17 protein-coding genes and 1 tRNA gene are annotated in these 22456 nt (G+C 70.1%); 8 read left to right on the top strand and 10 right to left on the bottom strand.

What is annotated here, in order from left to right; genetic code table 11:
- The first annotated feature begins 123 nt into the window (after positions 1–123).
- Both AB0M46_RS33950 and AB0M46_RS33945 read left to right on the top strand, forming a co-directional pair.
- Positions 124–813: a DUF899 family protein gene (locus AB0M46_RS33950; RefSeq protein WP_363342838.1), complete on the top strand. Its 690-nt coding sequence runs from the start codon at positions 124–126 to the stop codon at positions 811–813.
- Positions 814–910: 97 nt separating this feature from the next.
- A complete protein-coding gene (locus AB0M46_RS33945; RefSeq protein WP_363342836.1) occupies positions 911–1435 on the top strand; it encodes a DUF6221 family protein in 525 nt (174 codons plus the stop codon).
- An 18-nt stretch (positions 1436–1453) separates the two neighbouring features.
- On the opposite strand, the gene AB0M46_RS33940 is transcribed toward AB0M46_RS33945, so the two are convergent.
- The 3 genes from AB0M46_RS33940 to AB0M46_RS33930 all read right to left on the bottom strand — a co-directional run bounded on the left by AB0M46_RS33940 (position 1454) and on the right by AB0M46_RS33930 (position 6124).
- Positions 1454–4630, bottom strand: coding sequence for a PQQ-dependent sugar dehydrogenase (locus AB0M46_RS33940; protein ID WP_363342834.1), 3177 nt, complete (start codon positions 4628–4630; stop codon positions 1454–1456).
- 208 nt (positions 4631–4838) lie between these two features.
- On the bottom strand, positions 4839–5549 hold the full coding sequence (locus tag AB0M46_RS33935; RefSeq protein WP_363342832.1) for a Crp/Fnr family transcriptional regulator: 711 nt from the start codon (positions 5547–5549) through the stop codon (positions 4839–4841).
- 65 nt (positions 5550–5614) lie between these two features.
- Positions 5615–6124, bottom strand: coding sequence for a hypothetical protein (locus AB0M46_RS33930; protein ID WP_363342830.1), 510 nt, complete (start codon positions 6122–6124; stop codon positions 5615–5617).
- A gap of 180 nt (positions 6125–6304) precedes the next feature.
- On the opposite strand from AB0M46_RS33930, the gene AB0M46_RS33925 reads away from it, so the two are divergent.
- Genes AB0M46_RS33925 through AB0M46_RS33915 form a run of 3 tightly spaced genes read left to right on the top strand, consistent with a single transcriptional unit; the run spans position 6305 to position 9949 of the window.
- Entirely contained in the window at positions 6305–7063 is a 759-nt protein-coding gene (locus AB0M46_RS33925; RefSeq protein ID WP_363342828.1) for a hypothetical protein, read from the top strand.
- Positions 7060–9168, top strand: coding sequence for a hypothetical protein (locus AB0M46_RS33920; protein ID WP_363342826.1), 2109 nt, complete (start codon positions 7060–7062; stop codon positions 9166–9168). Before AB0M46_RS33925 ends, AB0M46_RS33920 begins: the two co-directional genes overlap by 4 nt.
- Complete coding sequence (locus AB0M46_RS33915; RefSeq protein WP_363342824.1) at positions 9158–9949, top strand: hypothetical protein; 792 nt, start codon at positions 9158–9160, stop codon at positions 9947–9949. The genes AB0M46_RS33920 and AB0M46_RS33915 overlap by 11 nt, the downstream gene beginning before the upstream one ends.
- 1 nt (position 9950) lies before the next feature.
- Here the strand turns inward: AB0M46_RS33915 and AB0M46_RS33910 are convergent, their stop codons facing one another.
- The 4 genes from AB0M46_RS33910 to AB0M46_RS33895 form a co-directional block, all read right to left on the bottom strand.
- Positions 9951–14828 carry a DNA repair ATPase gene (locus AB0M46_RS33910; RefSeq protein WP_363342822.1) on the bottom strand — a complete coding sequence of 1626 codons (4878 nt, stop codon included), beginning with the start codon at positions 14826–14828 and terminating at the stop codon, positions 9951–9953.
- Entirely contained in the window at positions 14825–16900 is a 2076-nt protein-coding gene (locus AB0M46_RS33905; protein WP_363342820.1) for a flotillin family protein, read from the bottom strand. The genes AB0M46_RS33910 and AB0M46_RS33905 overlap by 4 nt, the downstream gene beginning before the upstream one ends.
- Entirely contained in the window at positions 16897–17523 is a 627-nt protein-coding gene (locus AB0M46_RS33900; RefSeq protein ID WP_363342818.1) for a hypothetical protein, read from the bottom strand. The genes AB0M46_RS33905 and AB0M46_RS33900 overlap by 4 nt, the downstream gene beginning before the upstream one ends.
- 161 nt (positions 17524–17684) lie before the next feature.
- Positions 17685–18170, bottom strand: coding sequence for a hypothetical protein (locus tag AB0M46_RS33895; RefSeq protein ID WP_363342816.1), 486 nt, complete (start codon positions 18168–18170; stop codon positions 17685–17687).
- Between the two features lie 585 nt (positions 18171–18755).
- Between AB0M46_RS33895 and AB0M46_RS33890 the strand changes: the two genes are divergently transcribed.
- The gene (locus tag AB0M46_RS33890) at positions 18756–19010 is read left to right on the top strand and encodes a hypothetical protein (RefSeq protein ID WP_363342814.1); all 255 of its coding nucleotides are present in this window, start codon (positions 18756–18758) and stop codon (positions 19008–19010) included.
- Between the two features lie 25 nt (positions 19011–19035).
- On the opposite strand, the gene AB0M46_RS33885 is transcribed toward AB0M46_RS33890, so the two are convergent.
- Together AB0M46_RS33885 and AB0M46_RS33880 are read right to left on the bottom strand one after the other, a co-directional pair.
- A complete protein-coding gene (locus AB0M46_RS33885) occupies positions 19036–19446 on the bottom strand; it encodes a VOC family protein (RefSeq protein ID WP_363342812.1) in 411 nt (136 codons plus the stop codon).
- A 55-nt stretch (positions 19447–19501) separates the two neighbouring features.
- Positions 19502–21316, bottom strand: coding sequence for a glycoside hydrolase family 15 protein (locus AB0M46_RS33880; RefSeq protein ID WP_363342810.1), 1815 nt, complete (start codon positions 21314–21316; stop codon positions 19502–19504).
- A 108-nt stretch (positions 21317–21424) separates the two neighbouring features.
- Here AB0M46_RS33880 and AB0M46_RS33875 point away from each other — a divergent pair, with 108 nt between their 5' ends.
- On the top strand, positions 21425–21811 hold the full coding sequence (locus AB0M46_RS33875) for a VOC family protein (protein WP_363342808.1): 387 nt from the start codon (positions 21425–21427) through the stop codon (positions 21809–21811).
- Positions 21812–21895: 84 nt separating this feature from the next.
- On the opposite strand, the gene AB0M46_RS33870 is transcribed toward AB0M46_RS33875, so the two are convergent.
- Positions 21896–22318: a GntR family transcriptional regulator gene (locus AB0M46_RS33870; RefSeq protein ID WP_363342806.1), complete on the bottom strand. Its 423-nt coding sequence runs from the start codon at positions 22316–22318 to the stop codon at positions 21896–21898.
- 65 nt (positions 22319–22383) lie between these two features.
- Here AB0M46_RS33870 and AB0M46_RS33865 point away from each other — a divergent pair.
- Positions 22384–22456, top strand: a tRNA-Arg gene (locus tag AB0M46_RS33865).

The following is a 22456-nucleotide window of genomic DNA, read 5'->3' as shown; positions in this document are numbered from 1 at the left end:
CCTGCCTAACGCCATCCCAGCAAACTACCCGAAATAGATCCAAAACGATGGCCGCCACGCCAGTGGCGGCCATCGTTTAACACCAGTCACCTAGCGCCTGTCCTGACATCGTGGAGGTGGAGTGTGACGGTGGAGATGACCCGGTTGGCGAACGAGTCGACGCAGTACCGCGCCGCTCGCGAGGAGCTGCGGCTGGCCGAGATCGACCTGATGCGCCAGCGCGAGCGGGTGGCCGAGTTGCGCCGCGGGCTGCCGACGGGGGCGGTGCTCGAAGATTATGTCTTCGAGGAAGGCCCGGCCGATCTGGCAGCCGGGGATGAGCCAGTCCGTCAGGTCAGGCTGAGCGAGCTGTTCAGCGGGACCGATCGGCCTTTGATCGTCTATCACTTCATGTACGGCAAGGCTCAGGACTCGCCGTGCCCGATGTGCACGATGTGGATCGACGGGTTCAACTCCGTGGTCGACCATGTGTCCCAGAACGCCGACTTCGTCGTCGTGGCCGCGGCCGACGTACCGACGTTGCGGTCCCACGCCAGGGCTCGAGGGTGGGATCGGCTCCGGCTGCTCAGCGCAGGCAGCGGCACGTTCAAGTACGACCTGGCCAGCGAGGACGAAGCGGGAGCCCAGGACTCGACCATCTCGGTCTTCACGCGGGACGCCGACGGGACGGTAAGGCACTTCTACACGGGCCATCCGTGGATGTCGGCCGACATCCGTGAGCGCGGCGTGGACCTGCACAGTCCGGTATGGCACCTGCTCGACCTGACGCCGGCGGGGCGGGGCGAGTGGTACCCCGAGCTGCGCTACGAGTAGATCGCGAGGCGCTGATCACGGAACTGGGTGAGCGCACCGGGTGGGACCAATTCCGGTCGACCAGCGCAGAGGGCGGTACCTGGGGAGAATCGGAGGTATGACCAACGACCTGGTGGCGTTCATCGAGGCGCGGCTTGCCGAGGACGAGTCGCTCGCCAGCATCATCTCGGCGGGCGCCTACGAGCCGCAGGTGTGGCGCGTCAAACCGGACCAGCCCGGCGGCTGGCGGGAGATCCAAGCGTTCGACGGCGCCGGTCTCGTGGGCCCGTCGCAGACGCACGACGCGGGAGGTGAGCTGGTAGCGGTCGTGCCGGGCACCCGCGACCAGCACATCCACATCACCCGTCACGATCCCGCCCGGGTGGTTCGCGAGGTGGCCGCCAAGAGAAGGCGGCTCGAGCGGCACAAGCCGGACTATGCCAGCGGTCATGTCGAGTACGGCCAGCACCACGAGGTGTACCGGCGCGATGACGGCAAGACGATCGAGGTGCTGGTGCAGGACGACGAACCGCGCCAGCCGAACTGGTGCCGGACCTGTGCCGAGCCCGCCCCATGCCGGGAGCTTCGCAACGACGCGTCGGTCTGGTCCGACCATCCCGACTACCCTGAGTGGGCCGTATGAGCGAAGGGTCGGGCGGGCTCAGGACGAGATCAGGTCGAACTCCTCCCAGGAGCCGATGGTCGGGCGGTTGGCGATCAGCGGCGCCGCGCCGGCGTCCGCGGCGGTGACGTACTGACCATTGGCGTTGGCCTTGAGCGAGACACTGCCGTCGGCGCTGTGGACGATCTGGAACTTCTCCCAGTCACCGACCGCGGCGCGGTTGGCGATGAGCGGGCTGTCGCCGCCGTTCTCGGCGGTCACGAACTGGTTGTTGGCGTGCGCGCGCAGGGCCACGTAGCCGTCACCCTGGTCAACGACGTCGAACTGCTCCCACTCGCCGACCGCGGAACGGTTCGCGATGAGCGCCGAGGACCCGGCGTCCTCCGCGGTCACGTACCGGCCGTTCGCGTGGGCACGCAGGCTGATCACCTGGGGGTTCAGGTCGAACTCCTCCCAGGAGCCGATGGTCGAGCGGTTGGCGATCAGCGGTGACATGCCGACGTTGGCGGCGGTGACGTACCGACCATTGGCATTGGCCTTGAGCGAGACACTGCCGTCGGCGTTGTGGACGATCTGGAACTTCTCCCACGGGCCGACCACAGAACGGTTCGCGATGAGCGGGCTGTCGCCGCCGTTCTCGGCGGTCACGAACTGGTTGTTGGCGTGCGCCCGCAGGGCCACGTAACCGTCACCCTGATCGAGGACGTCGAACTGCTCCCACAGACCGACCGCGGACCGGTTCGCGATCAGCGGGCTGCCGCCGCCGTCTTCCGCGGTCACGAACCGGCCGTTCACGTGGGCACGCAGGCTGATCACCCGGTCGGACGAGCCGACGAAGTCCATCCAGTTGACGTTGAACAGGGGTCCGGCCGTGTTCGCCGGGTTGCGGGCGACGAAGTACAGCTTTCCGCTGCCCGCCGGAGGGTTGGACAGGTTGACGGTGACGTCGGTGTAGGCCTGCCAGCCGCCGGTACTCGCAACGGTGGCCGAGCCGAGCAGCGTGCCCGTCGGGGAGTTCCAGCGGACTTCCGCGACGCCGCCGGCGGACCCCGACGACGCGCGCAGCCGGATCTGGTTGATGTTCGCCAGCGACGCGGGCGCGACGCTCCACCAGTCGCCGTCCTGGATGTACCCGATGTCGGCGCCGCCGCCCGCGCTGTCCGAGCCGGGTTCGACGGTGACGCCGGGGTTGTCGTTGCCCTTGCCGGTCGCGGTACGGCCGGTGCTGGAGAAGAACTCCGCCTGCTTGTGCTTCGGCTGCAGGACCACCTGGCTGCGCGTCGTGAGCGGGGCCGCGCCGCCGGGGCCGCCCTTGTCGGTGTAGGAGGCCTCGAGGACGTAGAAGGTGTTGTCGTCCTCCGAGTGCCCGCTCGACAGGGTCGTGGTGACCGTGCCGCTGCAACCCGTGTAGGCGTCGAGGGGGTGGCCGTGTGTGTCGTGGCCGAGGATCGCCTGCACCTTGACGTCGGCGCAGTTGATGCTCCCGTCCTCCGGGTCGGTCACCGTCACGGAGAAGTTGACCCGGTCGCCCCATTGGAAGAACCCGCCGTCGGGCGGCGCGTGCAACGTGACCGTCGGCGCGGTGTTGCCGACCGTGATCGCGACGCTGGCGGAACCGGTCTTGTTGCCGGCGTCGCGGACGGTGAGCACCGCCGTGTAGTTGCCGTTGGTGGTGTACGTGTGGCTGGGGTTCGGCGCGGTCGAGGTGCCGCCGTCGCCGAACGTCCAGTTGTAGGTGAGCCCTCCGTTCGGCGCGGACGAGCCGGCGCTGGAGAAGTTGACGGTCAGCGGGGCGTGGCCGTTGGTCCGGTCCGCGGACGCGTGCGCGACGGGCGATGCGCCGCCGTTGAGGTAGTCGATGCGGTAGATGCCGGAGTCGGTGTTGTCGCCGCCGTAGCCGGAGCCCCACTCGATCAGGTACAGCGCGCCGTCCGGGCCGAACTTGAAGTCCATCGGCTTGAGGAAGCTCAGCGAGCTCAGCAGCGGGTCGATCGACGCGACGCCCTTGCCGTCGGCGGTGAGCTGGAAGGTGTACATCTTGCTCGTGCCCCAGTCGGCGAACAGCGCGCGTCCGTCGAAGTACTGCGGCCACTTGCGGCTGGAGTTGAGGTTCGGGTCGTAGCGGTACACCGGGCCGGCCATCGGGGCGCCGCCGGACAGCTGCGGGAAGTGCGCCGGGTCGGCCGCGTAGTGGTAGTAGACGGTCGCCGGGATCGCGGGCGGGAGCTTCGTCAGGCCGGTGTTGTTGGGCGAGGTGTTCGTCGGGCCACCGGCGCAGTCGAACGGGGCACCGGACGTACCGCTGGCAAAGTCGTAGGCGACGTAAGGCTGGTTGGCGCCGATGCAGAACGGCCAGCCCCCATTCCGCGGTGTGCTCAGCAGGTCCCACTCGACGGTGTTCCCGGGGCCTCGCGCCGGGTTGGCGGCGTCGGCGTCGGGCCCGTAGTTGGCGACCATCGCGTAGCCGGTCTTCGGGTCGAGGCCCAGCCGGAACGGATTGCGCTCACCCATCATGTAGATCTCGGGGCGGGTCCGCGCGGTGCCGGGCGCGAAGAGGTTGCCGGCCGGGATCGTGTAGGTGCCGTTGGCCTCCGGGTGGATGCGCAACACCTTGCCCGACAGGCTGTTCGTATTGCCGGCCGAGCGCTCGGCGTCGAAGTTCGCCCGGCCGGGCCGCTGGTCGATCGGCGCGTATCCGTCGGAGGCGAACGGATTCGTGTTGTCCCCTGTGGACAGCCAGAGGTTACCGCTGGTCTTGTCGATAGCGAGGCCCGCGCCATGGTGGCAGCACTCGGCGCGCTGGACGGGCACGTCGAGGACGACCTTCTCGCTGCCCGGGTCGACGCTGTCGCCGTTGACCGTGAACCGGCTCAGCCGGTCGACGCTCGTGGCACTGGGCGAGTAGTAGAGGTACAGCCAATGGTTTTCGGCGAAGCCGGGGTCGAGCGCGATGCTCAGCAGGCCGCTCTCGTTCGCGGTGAACACGTCGAGGTGCGCCGAGAGCACGGTGCCGCCGCCGGGGCGGATGACCCGGACGTCACCGAGACGGTCCACATAGAACACCCGGCCGTCGGGGGCGATGTCGAGCATCATCGGGTTGGAGGTGCTGGTGTCGATCGGCACCTTCTGGAACGCGCTGTCCGGCGGCGGAGTCTCCGCGGCAACCGGCTTGGCACCGACAAACATCGACAGAAGGACCGCGCTGATCGCGGTCATCGCAGCACGACGCAACAAGAGATTCTCCCGCAAGCCCCCGAAATTGAGTCCACGATGGTCGGTCGCCTTTACTGCCGCATGCGCAACCGTCGACATCTCACCCAGGGATTCACACAGGTGAGATGGATGTGAGGCTGGCGTGGATCGCGGCGCCGCCCGATTCGGCGTAGCACCGCGACGGTACGACCCTCGGCGCGAGTCGTCTCGATCACAGTGCGCCGTGAAGGTCTGCGGCCTTGCGCAGGGTGTCGAGGTTGGTGACCGTCACGGTTCGGTAGCCCGTGACGATGGCGCCGTCGTGGCGGAAGTCGCGTAGCGCCTTCTGGACGGTTACTTCCGCGGCGCCGCACAGGCTCGCCAGCTCCGACTGGGTCAGCTCGAAGCCGATCTCCAGCCCTGCTGGCGTGCGGCGGCCGTAGGCCAGGGCCATCTTCACCAGGACCCGGGCGACCCGCACCTTGGCCGGGTACGCGGTGAACTCCACCCGGAACTGGTTGGCCCAGCGCAGACGGTCGGCGACCATGCCGGCCAGCGCGAGCGCCGCGGCCGGGTGGCGCGCCAGAAACGTCTGCAGGTGCGGGCGGCGTATGACGCTGTACGCCAGCGGCGTGCACGCGGTCACCGTGGCCGAGCGGGGGCGGTCGTTGAGGGCGGACATCTCGCCGACGAGGTCGCCGCCGACGCGGATCGCCAGGAGCGCTTCGGCGCCGTCGCTGGTCAGGGCGGTGACCTTCGAGATGCCGCCGTGCAGCAGGATGACGTGGTGCTCCAAGGCGCCTTGGTGGATCAGCACATCGCCGGGCTCGGCCCGCCGACGTGGGGCCATGGCTCGCAGTTCGTCACGCGCCGCCTCGGTCAGCCGGTGCAGATAGGTGCCGGGCGCCGCCCACCCGACCGTTGTCGCGTCCGCCACGTCCACCGGAAGTCACCCTTCGTGCATTGGGCATAGACACTCTGCCATATTCCTGCCGCGCCGCGCTGTCCCTAATGCGCCTGCAGGATGAGGTCGGCACACAGCCAGGCGAGCGAGCCTGCGGTCGACGCGGCGACCCACGGCAGGCTCGCCTGAATGTTGCGGTACTTCCGCATGGCGATGCCGGCGAGTAGCCCGGCCGCCGACCAGGCCTGATCTCGCAGCTCCTCGATCGGGATCGAGCCGGGCAGGCCCCGCCGCGCGGCGAGGACCGGCAGGGCGAAGCGGTTGCCGGACTGGTCCCCGGGCACGGCCAGCCGGGGTGCCAGGCACCGGCCGAGATGCCAGCCCGCGACCAAGGCGCCGACGGCGATCACCAACGCGAGGACGATCGCCCCGGCGGTGGCCAGGGCGCCGGCCCGCTCGGCGGTGGCCAGCAGCCCGGGCCGGTCGGCCACCAGCGCGGCGGGTCCGCCAAGGCCAGCCAGCAACAGGGAGGCCTTTGTGTCGGCATGCTCGATCGAGGCCTGCGCGGCAGCACGAGCCGCGTTCGCGGTCCGGAGATCTTCCAGCGGTCTCATAGCTGTATTGCAGCCCGGCCCGGGCCGGCCGATTGCCTCGAAATGCGGCTTCATCACCGGCGTGACAGGTTGCGGCCATGCCGTATTTCGACGGCTTCTCCAGCGGCTTTCATCGATATACAGAGAGAGCCGAGCAGAGAGGTGACGACAGTGCCCGAGCCGCCCCATCCCAGACGTTGCGTGATCGTCGCGGTTGACATCGAGCAGTACAGCCCCCGGGACAACCTGCGGCAGTACCGCGCCCAGCAGCTGTTTCAAGAGGTCATGACCGAGGCCGTCGCGAGCATCGGGCTCGACCGCGCGAGCTGGACGACGCAGCAGAGCGGCGACGGCGAGCTGGCGATTCTGCCGGCCGAGACGTCGGAGGTCAGCGTGGTGGCCGGCCTCGTGCCGGCGCTGGACCGGATCCTGCGCGAGCACAACCGCAGCCTGCTGCCCGAGGCGAAGGTCCGCGTGCGCGTCGCGATCCACCAGGGCCTGGTCCACCTGACCGGCGCCAACGGCTATCCGGGCGAGGCCGTCGTCGAGGTGTGCCGGCTGCTGGACGCCCAGCCCCTGCGGCGGGCGCTGACGGAGTTCCCGCGCTCCTCGGTCGCGCTCATCGTGTCGCGCAGCATCTTCCAGGACGTCGTCCGGCACGGGTACCACGGTCTGCGCCCCGATCGCTTCGCCCAGGTGCCGGTCGCGGTGAAGCAGCTGGTGACGGACGCCTGGATCTACGTGCCCGACGAGGACGCGAGCACCATCGCCTGGGAGCGGCCGGTCGCGCCCGACCCGCCGACGCCGGCAGCCGCGCAGGATCGGCCGGCCCGCACCGAAACGGGCTCCACGACGTACCACACCAGCAACAACACCAACCACGGCCCGACGGCGATCGGCTCGGGCGCCACAGCCATCGGCACCGTGTACGGTTCGTGGCGCCCGGAGGCCGAGCGATGAACGCCATCGAGGAGCCCGAGCCACGGGAGGACGTCCCCGAGCCGGACGATGTCGTGCGGTCGCTACCGGCCAACATGTTCAAGGCGTACGGCATTTCCGACAGCCAGTTCGTCGGGCCTGCGGCGATCGGAACCGGCTCCACATCCATCGGCACGCTCCTGAACCTTGCGGCCGGCTCCCGGGCCCCGCGCTTCGTCAACCAACCGCTCGACGGCGCCGAAGTGCTGAAGCTGGTCCACACCTACGCTCCGATCGACACCCCGGGGCGTCTGGTCGAGCGGCTCAGCCAGCGGCCGGTTGCGTACCTCAGCGGCCCGGCGGGCAGCGGGCGCACCACCGCCGCGCTCGTCGGGCTGGCCCGGGCCCACTCTCCGGATCGGATTACGCAGTTGCACCTGTTCGGGCAGGAGCCGATTCACGCGTACTTCTCCGAATCGGACCTGCTCCGGCCCGGCTACGGGCACATCGTCGAAGTGCCACATCGGGGCGAGCCAGCATCGTCGGAGCTGACGCAGCTGTCCATGCTCGCCCGACGGGCGCGGGCATCCGTCGTGTTCATCGGTACCGCCGGCGCCAACAATCGTCAGCTGGGCGACTACCACGTCGAGCACGTGCGTCCCGAGTCACCCGAGGTCTTCCTCGTATGGCTGGAACGGCGGCTGCGCGACCGGGGCGGCTGTGTCGGCGCATGCCAGGCGTGCGAGGGCGACTGCGTCCGGCTGTACGTCGAGCGCTGCCGGGCGGAGTGCGTCCAGTACCTGTCGGTGAGCACCATGACCGATGCGGTGCGGTTCGCGGGCGACTTCGCCGAGCACATGCCGGTCGGTGCGGTGGCGCGCGACGTCCTCGCCGATCGCGCCACGCTGCGCACCCGGGCGGCGAAGCTGCTCGAGGCCGCTGCGGTCATGGAGGGTTCCGGCCGGGAGGACTACCGCGCCCGCCGCCGCCTGGCGCAGCGTCGCCGCGCCGCCCGGCTCGCCTTCGCCGTGTTTCACGACTATCCGTTGACCATGGTGTTCCGGGCGACCACCGCCCTCATCGATCGACTCGACGAGGCCGCGGGACGGACCCGGACCGGACACACCGTGCTGGAGCACAGCCTCAAGGATCTGCTCGACGACATACGACTCGACCTGCCCGCCGGGCACGTGGGAACCGCCGGTGCGGCCCGGATCGCCCAGCTGCGCGAGCCCGGACTGATCCGCGGCCTGCTCGATGTCGCCTGGCATGAGTACGACACCGCGCGCGAGCCGCTGCTGCGGTGGCTCGACGACTTGACCGAGATCGGCGACGTGCTGCCCGTCGCGGTGGCCGCCGGGCTGCTGTGCGAGTACGACTTCGAACAAGTCCGCGACGGTCTGCTCGAAGGCTGGGCGGCGAGCAAGCACCGCGCCCGGCGGCAGGCCGCCGCCATCGCCTGCGAGCTCGCCGTCCACCACCCCGACCTCACACCGCGGGTCCTGGCGACCCTGTCCGGCTGGGTCGAGCTCTCGGGATACCGGCGCGACACCGCGGTTCGTGCCTATGCCTCCAACACCTTCCTGCGCGTGTACCCATTGGACGGGTTGACGGTGCTGGAGCGCGCGGCGCGCGACGACCTGCAGCGCACGAGCAACGCGATCCCCGCCGGCGTGCTGGGCATCTACGACACGCACGGCGCGGCGGTGGTGCGCAAACTCGTCGACTGGGCCGACTCCCCGATCGCGAACCTTCGCACCATGGCCAGCCGTTGCCTGGTGAGGCTCGCGGACGTGAGGAGTGACTCCAGCGGCGGGGCGGCGAACAGCGCCTGGCCGGCGCTCCTGCGGCAGACGACCACGGGCGAGGTCGCGCCGGCCGATCATGCTCGCCTCTGGCCGGGCGCGCTCCTGCAGCCGGCCACCGCGCGGCAGGCGTGGTCGGCGCTGGAGGGCTGGATCGCTCTTGCCGCCGACGATCCGGCCCTTGCCGAGGTGCTTCGCACGGTCCTCAGGCACGTCTTCCGCGATGGTCCGATCAACCGCCGAGCCGCCTTCTATCTGCGCTCCTTCTGGAAGCGCGCCATGCCGGACAACCCGTTTCTCGTCACCGTCGCCGACCTGCTGGAGGCACGATATGCCCGCTGAGATCTCCGTCGACCAAACCGGCTGGCAACGCTTTCGCGGGTTTCTCGCGCAGGTGTGGCGGCCGCCCGTCGCCGAGCGGGCCGGCGTCGCGGCGGAGCTGAGCGAGTGCCGGCCGTGCGCGCCGATCAGCCTGGCGGCGATGGGTGACGCCTTCGACTTCTCGGCGCGGCCGACGTTCACGTGGTACGGCCGAAGCCTGACCCAGGCCGAGTTCGAAGACCGCATCGAGCTGTACACCACCGACGCGCTGCACGCACTGCGGGCCCGCGCCGAGCGGATCGCCCGCGCCTTCGAGCCGCACCGCTCGCGCGAGCTGGAGCAGGAGCTCAACACCCGGATCCGCGCGAAGGACTGGGTGCTCGGCCCGGTCGGCGAGCAGCTCACCTGCCGGCCCGAGGTGCTCGTGCTGCCGGACCCGCGGGTCCGGGAGAGCCTGCAGCCCTACTGGCAGCGCCGCATCGAGATGCACACCGAACACGAGCTGGCGATGCGCCGGGCGGAGCTGACCCGCGAGCGCACGCAGGCGTGGTCGAGGGTCATGGCCGACCTGGAGGGCGACCCGCGCAGCCGGCACGCGGCATCGCTCGCCGAGCACGAGGCCTTCGCGCATGTGTTCGCGGACATGACGCAGGGGCGCAAGGACGAGCTGCTTCGGCTCATCGACCTGCTGGAGAAGGCCGGCCGCGGCTACAACGGGATCGGCCTGTACGAGTACGCCGAAGGGCTCGACGCCGCGCTCGCGGAGTACCGCAAGCGCGCCGGCGTCGATGACACCACCTGAATCACGTACTTGCGGCGCGGTTGATCGCCGCTTCTACCGCGCCGACCCGGTCCGCGAGCAGTCCGACCGCGCCGACCGCCCGGGTCATCGGGTCGTCCTCGGCGCCGCCGAGCGCCCGCGCGCGCAGGTACGCGGCCTTGACCTCGGTCCACCGCGCGGCCTGCGAGGGCGTCATCCGGCCGCGGAGCTCGGCCAGCTTGAGCAGGTTCGCCTCGGCGCCCGTGGTGAGGGTCTGCGCCTCGCCGACGTAGTGGTCGTCGATGGCGGCCTCCAGTTCGGCGTCGTTCATGACCGGCACGACCCGCCCGGCGAGCTTGTTCATGTTGCGGTACGAGCCCTGCAGCAGGAACGGCGGCTCGGTGCGCGACGCGTCGGCCTGTGCCGCGGAGGCGATGTACGCGCGGTTGTTCGCCAGCACCACCTCCTGCACCCGCAGGAGCTTGCGGAGCACGGACAGCATCTGGTCCACCTCGACCGGCGAGTACGGGTGGGCGAGCTGGTCCGGGCGCACCGTGTCGTCGCCGCGGGCCAGCCGGACCAGCAGCTCGACGTCGCCGCGGTCGCGGGTGGACAGCGGGGCGAGGACGGGGTTGGAGGTCAGCGCGTTCTCGATGTAGCTGAGCGCGAACAGCTCCTCCTTGCCGGTCAGGACGTCGCCGAGGTTCCACACGTCGGCACGGTTCGCCAGCATGTCCGGGATCCGGAAGCGCTGACCCGACTCGGTGTACGGGTTGCCGGCCATACACACGGCGAACCGCTTGCCGCGCAGGTCGTACGTGCGGGTCCGGCCGTTCCAGACGCCCTCCATCCGGCGCTGGGCGTCGCACAGGGAGATGAACTTCTGCAGCAGCTCCGGCGAGGTGTGCTGGATGTCGTCGAGGTACAGCAGGACGTTGTTGCCCATCTCGAGCGCAAAGTTGATCTTCTCGACCTCCTGGCGGGCGGTCGCGTTCGGCGCCTGGGCCGGGTCGACCGAGGTGACCAGGTGTCCGAGCGACGGGCCGTTCACCTTGACGAACACCAGCCCCAGGCGGTTGGCGACGTACTCCATGAGCGTCGTCTTGCCGTAGCCGGGCGGCGAGATGAGCAGGAGCAGACCCGCGCCCTCCAGCTGCCGGGCCAGGTTGTCGCCGATGAGGGGCAGGTACACCTCGTCGAGCAGCCGGTTGCGCACGAACGCGCTCATCACCTTCGGCTTGTACTCGTCGAGTCGCAGCCGCTCCCGCTCGCGGGTGGCCAGCTCGTTGCGGTGCCGCTGGTACTCGCGGAAGGCCGGAATCCGCTCGAGGCGGAACCGGCGGGTGCGGGCGAGCACCTCGTCGAGGCGCACTTCCATCCGGCGCCCGGCGATGCGCGGATGGGTGCCGAGCAGGCCCTCGACGGTCGCGGTGCGCACGGCGGAGGACTCGTGGCGCGGCAGGCCGGCGCCGCAGAGCACGATCGCGACCGCCTCGTCCAGGTCGCCGGCATCGAATCCGTCACCGGGACCGTCGACGGTGCCCGCGAAGGCGGCGAGCCACGCGTGGACGAGCTGGCGGCGCGCGGCGAGATCACCGTCGAGGGCGCGCAGGTCCTCGTTGAGCTCGTGGGTGGAACTCACCCGCCAGAACCGGTCGAGGAACGTCCGCGCGGCTGCGCTGGTGACGAACCCGAACGGCGCGCCGCTCAGCTCCTCGAACAGGTACTCACCGGCGAGACCGGATGAACCCACCGCCGCCTGCAGTTCGGCGCACAGCTCCCCCACCGCGTCCGAGCGGCCGAACGCGGCCCGGGCCCGGGCGAGCGAGCGCGCCCGCCGGGTCCAGGCCGCCTTGGCCTCGTCGTCGGCGCCGAACGTCCAGAACAGTTGCGCCGCCGCCCGGTCGGCCGCCGGGTAGCGCAGGAGGCCGGCGCCGGCGTGCAGGCGCAGCAGCGCGTCGAGGATCAGGGTCGCGTCGTGGTCGTGAACGCCGCGCTCGTACCCCTCTGCGTAACGGCTCTCGGCGGCGCGGCGTACGAGGTCGCGGAGGCCATCGCCGGTGGCGGCGGCCTGGTGGAGGGCATCCACATCGGCCGACGCGGCGTCGAGCACCGCGCAGGCCAGGTGCTCCGCGCGGTACACGTCAGGCGCCTCGGACACGAGCAGCTGTCCCCAGAAGGGACGGGCGGCGTTGATCACCGGGTCGTCGACCGGCGCGCGATAGTCGGTCGCCGTCACGGTGAACGCCAGCTCATCGCCGTGCGGGACGAGCGTGAGGTCGATCGCCTGGGTGTTGACGGCGAACTGGTGCCGGCCGAGGCGGATCACGTCGGCGGAGCCGCCGAACAGGTCGAGCCGGTCCCGCAGCATCCGGCCGGCCTCGAGCCGCGCCGCCTTGACCCGGCCCTCCAGCTCCTCGGCGCGGACCTGGTCGCCCAGCCCGCGCAGCTCGCCGGCGACGCCGCGCAGTTTCGCGACCATCGGGTCGGCCGCGAAGTACGTGTTGACGTCGTCGGGTGAGGTCATCGCGGCGACCCGGCGCTCGATGCTGCCGAGGATCCGCGCCGCGGACTCGGCCAGGCGGTCGGCGCGGCGGGAGCGCTCGTCGAGCAGCGCCTGCTTGCGGGAGGAGAACGCCTCGTAGACGTCGGTGCGCTTGTCGCCGAGCTGGGCGAGGAAGTCGTCGAACTCGCCGAACCGGGACTCGAGGTTCTCCAGCTGGAGCATCAGTCGCCCCAGCTGCTCGTCACATCGCTCGGGTGTGTCGGCGACCGCGAGCGCGCCGACGACCGCCTGGCCCAGCAGGGCGAACTCGGCGGCGAACTCGGCCCGGCCCTCGACGGCGAGCAGTTCGCGGCGGCGGGCGTCGAGGACGGCCCGGGCGCGGTTGACGCCGCCGAGGACCTCGCTGATCCGGTCCAGGATGCCGATGCGGACGGTGGCGTCGGCGATCTCCAGCGAGCCGACCACCTCGGTGACGAGCTGCAGCTCCTCGGCCTGCGCGGCCAGCCGCTCGCCGACCGGAGCGGCCTCGGCCACGGTACGGACCGCCCCGGCGTCGGCGACCAGGCGCTCCACGCCGGCGTGGTAGCCGGCGAAGGCGTCGTCGCGTTGCAGGAACGTCACCGCCCGCTTGGCGGCCGAGACGATCTCCTCGCCGAGGCGCGTCTCGAGCACAACGATCCGGTCGATGTCGACGTAGCGCAGCTCGCGCAGCGGGGCCAGGGAGCCCTGCGCGTGGCGGAGGCCGGCGAGGCGGCGCACCCAGGCGTCGGTGTCCACCGGCGCCTCGCCCTGGGAGCGGCGGATGAGCGACTCGATCCGCCCGGCCGCCTCGCCGAGGGCGGTGGCCGCCTGCTCGATGAGCGCCTGCACCCGCTCGAACTCGGCCAGGACCTGCTCGGCGGTGTTGCGCAGCTCGGCGAGGGGGCCGCGCAGGTCGCCGAGCTCCGGTTCGCCGAGCCAGTGGTAGTGGTCGAACGTGCGGACGCACGCGGCGATGATCGCCTCGAAGACCGGCGCCGACGGGCCCATCTCGGCGACCATGCGGGCCACCGACAGGCAGTCGGAGATGCCGCGGACCAGATCGGCGTTGCCCACCCGGTCCAGCGGCCCGGTCCCGACGGGCTGTGCCGCGGCGTAGGTGTCCGACAGGTACGGCGTCTGCCACACCTGCATGGTGTGGACCCGGGTCGGCTCCTCGGACATGGCCCGGAAGACCACCAGGGTCCCGTCGTCGAACAGGGAGTAGCCGTGGCAGACGAGCGGGTTCTCGACCGCCTTGCGGATGACGTTGTAGGGCAGCAGCAGCGATCGCCCCTCGGCGCGGGCGTGGAAGACGTAGAGCACGTCCTCGCCGTTGGTCGACCGGATGACGCGCTCGAACTCGAGGTCGGCCACGTCGGTGTCGAACGTCCGCGCGACGCCGGTGGCCAGGTAGTAGCCGCCCGGGAAGATCAGGCCCTGGTCCTCCGGCAGCCGCTGGCAGCCCTGGCCGATCCCATCGAGCCGGACGACCCCCCGGGTTCGGGTGTTGAAGACCAGAAACCTGAAGACCGTTTCCTTGTACGGCCGGATGCGCAACAGCACGAGCGGACCGACGCGGGCGTAGCTGACATCGGCGTCGGCGAGGCTCTGCAGCGGCTCGTCGACCGGCTCGCGGTAGATGCCCTCGCCCGTCTCGGTGTTGTTCTCGACCTTGACGGTGAGGTCACCGCCGACGGTCTCGACGAACACCACGTCCTCGATGGAGATGTGCGGGTGCCGGCCGAGGACGTGGTGCTCCCGGCCGACCGGAATCCACTCGAAGTCGTGCGACGGCGGGAACACGTGGTCGCGTTCGCCGCGGTTGTCCACATAGGACACATTGCCGGTCTCATTGGGCCTGCCGGGGGCCACGGCCCAGCGCAGCACCTTGATGTCGTCGGTGCGCGGGCCGGTCTGGAAGACGGCGAGGAGCTTCCCGTCGAGCCGGCGCAGCTGCAGCAGCCGGGTGTCGCGGTAGTACTTGTACACCTCGCCGAACTCGCGCAGCAGCCGCGGGTCGTGCAGCAGGCCGGACAGGTCGTCCGGGGACGGCTTGTCGAACCGGAACGCGTCGCCGTCGCGGCTGAACCGGTGCAGCGAGAACACGTCGTCGACGGTCGTCTCCGGCTTGAGGCCGATGAACACGTTGTACCCGAACAGCATCAGCCCGCCGACGGACACGATGTCGCGCGGGACGCAGTTGTGCTCGGTGCGGATGCGCTCGGTGCCGAGCAGGCGCAGCTCGGTGCCGCCGAACACCTCGGTCCGCCGCGCGTTGAGGGCCTCGGCCCGGCGGGTCAGCTCGGCCGCCTGTGCGGCGAGCCGGTCGCGCAGCACCTCGTAGGTGCCGGCGTCCAGGCTCGCCGCGGCGGGTGCCGCCGTCTCGACGGTCACCGCGTGGCCGCCGCCAGCGCCGCGACCGGCTTCTCGGCGATGCCGAGCTCGCGGGCCGCGTCGAGCAGCTCACGCAGCTTGTCCCGGTCGGGGCCGCCACGCTGGATCTGCTGGACCAGGAAGGCGGACAGCGTCAGGTTGGAGACGTCGGCGGTGCTGAACGAGCCGATCAGCCGCCCGAGGTCGCCGGCCAGGTCGCCGTCGCCGTTGAGGTAGGAGGCGCCGACGGCCTGCACGACGTCGGAGTGCTGGACGAAACCGTCGACGCTCTTGCCCAGGCTGATCGAGCCGAGCAGCTTGTCGAAGAAGACGGTGTCGCCGCCGACGATGTCGATGTTCGCCTTCTCCAGGCCGGCGGCCAGGACGATCGCCTGCTGCTCGGCGACCTGCCGGTGCACGTCGATGCCGGCGAGACGGATCTCCTTCTCCATCTCCAGGCGCAGGCGGTACTCCTCGTGCCCGCGGGTCGCATCGTCCATCGCGGCGAGCGCGGCGGCCTTCTCCGTGAGGCCGTCGGCCTCGCCCTTGAGCTTGTCGCGCAGCGCGTCGGCGTGGGCGGCGCCCTTCTCCCGCTCGACGGCGGCCTCGGCGAGGCCCGCCTTCTCGATCGTCTCCGCGTTCGCGACCGCCTTCTCGCGCTCGACCACCGCCTCGGCCCGGCCGATCTTCTCGATCGCCTCGGCGTTGCGCTCGCGGACCTGCACGTCGGCGAGGCCGGCCGCGGCCGCCTCGGCCTGCACGCCCTCGGCCAGGCGGATCTTGGCGCGGGCCTCCAGCTCGGCGGCCTGCTGCCGGGCCTCGGCGAGCACCAGCTCCTCGCGGGCCTTGAACTTGGCGGCCTGCTCGGCCGCCTCGGCCGCCTTGATGCCCTTGACCAGGTTCTCCTGCGCCTCCGCCTCGGCCTGGATGACGACGGCCTCGCGGGTGCGCTCGGCCTCCTCGACGACGCGGAGCCGCTTGATCTGCTCCTCCTGCTCGGCGACGGTGCGCTCGACCGCGATCCGCTCCCGGATCACCTCCGCGATGGCCCGCTTCTCCCCCTCGACCTCCTTGTCCTTGGAGATCGTGCTCAGCTCGGTCTCCCGCTGGCGGGCGATGACCTCGAGCATGCGGTCCTTCTCGATGCGCTCCGACTCGATCGCGATGACCCGCTCGCGGTTCTTCTCGGCGACGGCGATCTCCCGCCGCTTGTTCTCGTGCTGGACGCCGACCTGCTCGTCGGTGCGGATCTCGGCGGTCGACGACTTGAGCCGCTCCTCGGCGCGGACCCGGGCGGTCTCCGCCTCCTCGCGCGCCCGCATGGTGGCGACCTCCCGCTCCTGCTTGATCTCCGCCTCGGCCTGGCGGCGCTCCAGTTCGAGGACCGCCTCGCGGGCGTCGACGTCCTGGCGCTTGATCTCCTTCTCCTCGTTGCGCCGGAACTCGTTGGTCCGCACATGCTCGATCGCGGTCAGCTCGGTGATCTTCCGGATGCCCTGCGCGTCGAGGATGTTGGCATTGTCGAGGTGGCTCAGCGGCGTCTGCTCGAGGAAGTCGATCGCGGCGTCCTCGAGGCTGTAACCGTTGAGGTCGGTGCCGATCACCCGGATGATCTGGTCGCGGAACTCGTCGCGCTTGGTGTACAGGTCGACGAAGTCCAGCTGCTTGCCGACGGTCTTGAGCGCCTCGGAGAACTTCGCGTTGAACAGCTCCTGCAGCGTCTCCTGGTCGCTGGCCCGGGCCGTGCCGATCGCCTGGGCGACCTTGATGACGTCCTCGGCGGTCTTGTTGACCCGCACGAAGAACGTGATCCGGATGTCGGCGCGAATGTTGTCGCGGCAGATCAGCCCTTCCCGGCCGGTCCGTTCGATCTCGATCGTCTTCACCGAGATGTCCATGACCTCGGCCTTGTGCAGGACGGGCAGGACGACGGCGCCGGTGAACGTGACGTCGACCGTGCGGACCTTGGAGATGATCAGCGCCTTGCCCTGCTCGATCTTGCGAAACAGCCGGGTGACGGCGAACAGCACACCGACCGCGATGAGCACGGCCACGCCGAGCACGACGAGGAAGCCGGTGGTGATGACGGTCATGAGAGCTCCCTCTGTCCGGGGGTGGGACCAGTAGGTGCGGGAACGACCCAGAAGAACTCGCCGTCCGGGTCGTATTCGTAGATCACCGCCGGGCTGCCCGCGGTGAAAGTATCGGTGCCGGTCTGGCGGACCTGCACGATCGCGCTGGAGCCGTCGGCGGCGGTGACCTCGGCCTGGCCGAACGTCTCGGTGACGGAGCCGGTGCGGATGACGCACGTGCGCCCCACGAACGCGGTGCGGGAGTCGCCGCTCGTCGCCGGGAAGAGCCGCCGCAGGGGTACCACGAGCACCCGGGCCACCAGCCACGCGACGACGAGGGCGACCACCAGCACGACCACGCCCAGCAGCGCGCCGTCGGCGACGGTCGAGCCGGCCAGGCTGACGAACCAGGCGACCAGCACGAGCACCGACAGCCCTACCGTGGCCGGCACTCCGCCCAGGCCGACGCTGCCCAGGAAGCCACCGAAGCCGCCGGCCGCGCCGCCGTCGACGACGTCGGCGTCGAGCGAGTCGGCATCGGCACCGCCGAAGAGGACGATCAGCCAGTACGCGATGACGACGACGAGCAGGGAGGTGAACAGGACCGTAGGGAACTCGAGAACCGCATTGAGAAATTCACCCATCGCGCTGCTTCGTCCCCCTCCCTCGCTAGCTAAGATCTTGACAGGTGTCGTCAAGACCCACTTGTCCGCGCGACGCGGGGCCTTTTCCGGGGTTACGAAGAGTCCGGGTCGCGTCTGCGGACGCAACCCGGACTCTTGTCGTCACAACGCGCTGCCGGCCCTCAGTAACCGTGCCGCCGATTCCATCTCGAGATGTACATCGCGTAGGCAATGTTGCCCAGACCGGCGGTGCACAGGAACAGCACCACGTGCATGGCTGCCGATTGACGCCGGCGCCGGCCCAGCCCCGCGACGACCGCCGTGGCGGTGTTGTTCACGATGATCTGGGGCGGGAGCTGTTGCGGCGCGGCGCCGTACCAGCCTGCCTGCGGGTGCGGCTGGGGGGCGTAGGCCTGCGGCGGGTACCCGGGCGGCGGCGGGTAACCCTGGACGGGCGCGCCTGGCGGCTGCTGAGCCGCGTAGGGCGGCGCCGGAGGAGCCGGATATGTATTCGCGTACTGATTCTGGTATGGGGTCGCCGGCGGCGCGAAGGGCGGCGAAGAAGGATCGGGTTGGGGGTTCTGCGGTACCGATGTGCCGTTGTCTATCAAGTTCGTGCGCTCCAGGACGGACCAGATAAGTGGCTTTCCGCAACCGAGGTTCGGCACGGACGACAACTATGGCATCGCCACTCGGCCGGACGACATCCTCCGGTCGGATCGCAATGGACAATCCGCGTATCCGCATGAGGTGAAACGCCATATGGCTTTCAGCCTGGTGTCGCCTGCGCGAGCCAACCGCAGATCGCGCCGCAACGCGCCGGAATGGCAGCCCCGAAGACCTCTAGGCCGCAGCGTTGTGGTGGAACTCGACGCGGGGGCGACGGCCATCGGCAAAAAGGGCACAATAAAAGACCTACGAGGCGATTTTCGCTTCACCAGTGTTACCTGGGTCAGGTAGCGGAATCGTCTTCCAACCTCTCGGCCTTGGACTTTCCCGCTCGTCTCGTAGGTCCACATCCGAAATTACTCCCCCGGGAAGGGGAGCGGGGGTGAGCCGGGGGGTGATCGTGCGCGATCGGGTGGGCGGCGCGAAAAGGGTGAGGCGAGTTGAGGGTGCCATGGCGGGCAGCAGGTATCCGGTGGTGCTCAAACCCGCACACGCAGAGTGCTGCGGGCCGCAAGGTCGTCGCCCATCGGTACGAGGGACGGTGGATGCAGTCGCCCACACACCCCGTTGAACAGGTGATCACGATGACGACCACGACGTTCCAGGTTGATCCGGTCCTGTGCATGGCGCTGTTCGTCTCCGACACGTCCAAGTACAGCGACCTGGACAACGCCACCGTTCGTGAGACGGTTGACCGCACGCTCGAGCGGCTCGGGCCGGACGAGTGCTACGCCCGCGCCGCCGAGGTGTTCGGGGATCGGCCCGAGATCGCCGCCGACCGCATGCAGTGGGCGCGTGAGCTGTGCAACCGCGCGATGGCGCCCGCGCTGGCCGGTTGATGATCCCGGTGCGGCCCGGTGGCGCTCAGCGCTCTTGGAGTACCGAGAGGACGTTGCCGGCCGGGTCGGCGAACCAGGCGATGAACGGGCCGCCGCCGCGGAACACGCCGCGGTCGTCCTGTTCGAAGCCCTCGTAGCGGGTCATCGCGACGCCCTTCGCGGCCAGCTCGTCGACCGTCGCGTCGATGTCGTCGACCGGGAAGTTCAGGATGGTGTACGTCGCCGGGGTGTGGTCCGGTTTCGGGTAGACGATCACGGTGCCGCCCGTGGCCAGGTGCAACGTGAGGATGCCGTTCTGCTCGGTCACGTCGAGGCCGAGCGTGTCGCCGTAGAAGGTCTTGGCGGCGGCGACGTCCGGCACCGCGAAGCCGCTGAACGCCTTGGTCTTGGCGAACATCTGTGCCTCCCCCCGCACGGCCGGGTGGCCGCGCTTCACGGTCCATTCTGCCCCCAACACACCGGCCCAACCCGAGGCAACGACACAAGGGGCGTCAGCCGAGGGCGCGGTCGAGGTTGAACGCGGCGCTGATCAGCGCGAAGTGCGTGAACGCCTGCGGGAAGTTGCCCTGCTGCTCGCCGGTGCGGGCGATCTGTTCGGCGTACAGGCCGAGATGGTTGGCGTAGGTGAGCATCTTCTCGAAGGCCAGCCGCGCCTCGTCGAGCCGGCCCGCGCGGGTGAGCGCCTCGACGTACCAGAACGAGCAGATGGAGAAGGTGCCCTCCTCCCCGTGCAGGCCGTCCTGGCCGCTCGTGGGGTCGTAGCGGTACACCAGGGAATCGGAAACCAGCTCAGCGCCGAGTGCGTCCAGGGTGGCGAGCCACTTCGGGTCGGTGGGGGCGATGAACTTGGTCAGGGGCATCATCAAAAGCGCGGCGTCGAGGACGTCGTTGTCCTCCTGCTGGACGAAGGCCCGCCGCGCCGGGGACCAGCCGCGGCGCATGATGTGCCGGTAGATCTCGTCGCGGGCCCGCCCCCAGTGCAGGAGGTTCGCCGGCAGGCCCCGGCGGCTGGCCATCCGCATGGCGCGCTCGATCGCCACCCAGCACATCAGCCTCGAGTACAGGAAGTTCCGCCGCCCGCCGCGGGTCTCCCAGATTCCCTCGTCCGGCTGGTTCCAGTGGTCGCAGACCCAGTCCACGATGGCGCAGACCGCGTCCCACTGGTCGCTGGAGATCGGGCGTCCCCACTTGTCGTAGAGGTACACCGAGTCGATGAGCGCCCCGTAGATGTCGAGCTGGAGCTGGTCGGCGGCGGCGTTGCCGATGCGCACTGGCGCGGAGCCCCGGTAGCCGTCCAGGTGCTCCAGCTCGAACTCGGGCAGGTCGGTGCGTCCGTCGATGCCGTACATGATCTGCAGCGGCCCGGATGCACTGTCGCCGCGCCGGGCGATGCGATCGGCCAGGAACGTCATGAAGGCCTCGGCCTCGCCGGTGAAACCCAGTCGCAGCAGCGCGTAGGCGCAGAAGGCGGCGTCGCGGATCCACACGTACCGGTAGTCCCAGTTGCGCTCGCCGCCGATCCGCTCGGGCAGGCTGGTCGTCGGCGCGGCCACGATCGCGCCGGTCGGGGCGTAGGTGAGCAGCTTGAGGGTCAGCGCGGAGCGATGGACGGTCTCGCGCCAGCGGCCGCGGTACCGCGAGGCGGACAGCCACCGCCGCCAGAACGCGACCGTGGCGTTGAACTCGGCCTCGGCCTCGGCGTGCGGGCACCCGCGCGGCATGACGTCGTCGCCGACCCGGTCGAGGGCGAAGACCGCGGACTCGCCTTCCAGGAGCTTGAACGTCGCCGTCGCGTCCAAGGCCTCGTGCTCCACCGGCACCGTGGCGGTCAGCGCCAGCGCGAGGCCGGCGGACTCGAAGCGGGTCTGGCCGGCGTGCCACCCCACGGTGTGCGGCTGCCGCGCGTAGTCGAACCGGGGGGCCACCCGCGCCCGGAACGGCATCGTGCCGCGCACGCACAGGACGCGCCGGATCAGCCGGTGGCGGCCGGAGTCGGCCGAGTCGCCGGTGATCGGCATGAAGTCCTGCACCTCGCCCACCCCCTCCTCGGTGAAGAAGCGGGTGATCAGCACGTTGGTGTCGGGGAAGTAGAACTGCTTGGTCGTCGCCGGTGCGTCGGCGGCGAGCTCGAAGAACCCGCCCCGGTCGGCGTCGAGGATCGAGGCGAACACGCTCGGGGCGTCGAAGCGGGGACAGCAGTACCAGTCGATGGTGCCGTTGGTGCCCACCAGGGCCACCGTGCGCAGGTCGCCGATCAGGCCGTGCTCGGCGATCGGCAGGTAGTCCGGCTCTTGCCTGCCGCTCATGACATGTCCGCTTCCCCGTTGCGACCCCGCCTAACTCGGCTTTTGTGGGGCCCGGGTGTACGGGGGTAACAGGGTAGACAAACAGCGTGCGATTCGGGAGGCACTGCGATGTCCGTACAGCTCAATCACACGATTGTCGCGGCCCGTGACAAGGAGACGTCGGCCAAGTTCCTGGCAGCGATGTTGGACGTGCCGGTGGGTCCTCGCTTCGGCCCGTTCGTCCCGGTCGAGGTGAGCAATGGCGTCACCCTGGACTTCGCCGATATCGGCGACCGGCCCATCACCGCTCAGCACTATGCGTTTCTGGTCTCGGAGAACGAGTTCGACGCCATTTTCGGTCGGATCAAGGAGGCCGGGGTGGCCTACTTCGCCGATCCGCACCACGATCAGCCGCTGAAGATCAACCATCGCGACGGCGGCCGCGGCGTGTACTTCGACGATCCGAACGGGCACAACCTGGAGATCCTCACGCGTCCGTACGGCAGCGGCCCCTGATCCCGGGCGGAACCACGGCGGTGCGGCTCCCCCGGCTCGCCGTTGGCGGGCGGAGGAGCGGCACCGGGGAAGGGGTCGCAGCCGTCAAGGCGACAGGCTCTTGGCCTGCCGGGTGGTGAGCGCGAACAGGTCGCCGCGGTAGAGCTGGCACTGCGTCCCGACGCGGACCTCGAACATCGCGACGCCTTGACCGCATTGGTACGACTCGGCCTCCGGCAGGGTCATGGGGCGCACCGTCACGGTGGCGTCCGGAGGCAGCTCGATCAGGACCCGCTCCTGGTACGGCCGCACGATCGCCAGGCGCCCGCGCCGCCGTACCACCCAGCCCTCCATCGCCAGCACGTCCATCGCGTCCCGGACCGTGTCGCGGCTGCACCCGAACGATCTGGCGATGCTCGCCTCGCTCGGCAGCCGGGCCCCGGGCGGATAGCGCTCCATGGCGAGCTGCTCGCGTAGCGCATCGGCAACGTCGCGAAACCCGACCTGACGTGGAACCAGTTCGCCCATGGCAGGAGAGTATAGCCTTGTGGCCCTGTGGTGTGAAGTACAGGGAAGGTCGGCTCCTCGTCGGCAGGGCCGTAGCGCAGAGGTCGTCGCATCCGACTCCGGATCGGAAGGACGCCGGTTCGAATCCGGCCGGCGCTG

Source organism: Dactylosporangium sp. NPDC051485 (assembly GCF_040682015.1).
Taxonomy (GTDB): Bacteria; Actinomycetota; Actinomycetes; order Mycobacteriales; family Micromonosporaceae; genus Dactylosporangium.
This window is presented reverse-complemented; position numbering and strand designations above follow the sequence as displayed.

Coding starts and splice junctions, on each gene's coding strand:
- AB0M46_RS33870 (WP_363342806.1), bottom strand. CDS start 22,318: ATGGGCGAACTGGTTCCACGTCAGGTCGGGTTTCGCGACGTTGCCGAT.
- AB0M46_RS33880 (WP_363342810.1), bottom strand. CDS start 21,316: ATGAGCGGCAGGCAAGAGCCGGACTACCTGCCGATCGCCGAGCACGGC.
- AB0M46_RS33875 (WP_363342808.1), top strand. CDS start 21,425: ATGTCCGTACAGCTCAATCACACGATTGTCGCGGCCCGTGACAAGGAG.
- AB0M46_RS33930 (WP_363342830.1), bottom strand. CDS start 6,124: ATGAGACCGCTGGAAGATCTCCGGACCGCGAACGCGGCTCGTGCTGCC.
- AB0M46_RS33900 (WP_363342818.1), bottom strand. CDS start 17,523: ATGGGTGAATTTCTCAATGCGGTTCTCGAGTTCCCTACGGTCCTGTTC.
- AB0M46_RS33920 (WP_363342826.1), top strand. CDS start 7,060: ATGAACGCCATCGAGGAGCCCGAGCCACGGGAGGACGTCCCCGAGCCG.
- AB0M46_RS33940 (WP_363342834.1), bottom strand. CDS start 4,630: ATGACCGCGATCAGCGCGGTCCTTCTGTCGATGTTTGTCGGTGCCAAG.
- AB0M46_RS33890 (WP_363342814.1), top strand. CDS start 18,756: ATGACGACCACGACGTTCCAGGTTGATCCGGTCCTGTGCATGGCGCTG.
- AB0M46_RS33905 (WP_363342820.1), bottom strand. CDS start 16,900: ATGACCGTCATCACCACCGGCTTCCTCGTCGTGCTCGGCGTGGCCGTG.
- AB0M46_RS33945 (WP_363342836.1), top strand. CDS start 911: ATGACCAACGACCTGGTGGCGTTCATCGAGGCGCGGCTTGCCGAGGAC.
- AB0M46_RS33915 (WP_363342824.1), top strand. CDS start 9,158: ATGCCCGCTGAGATCTCCGTCGACCAAACCGGCTGGCAACGCTTTCGC.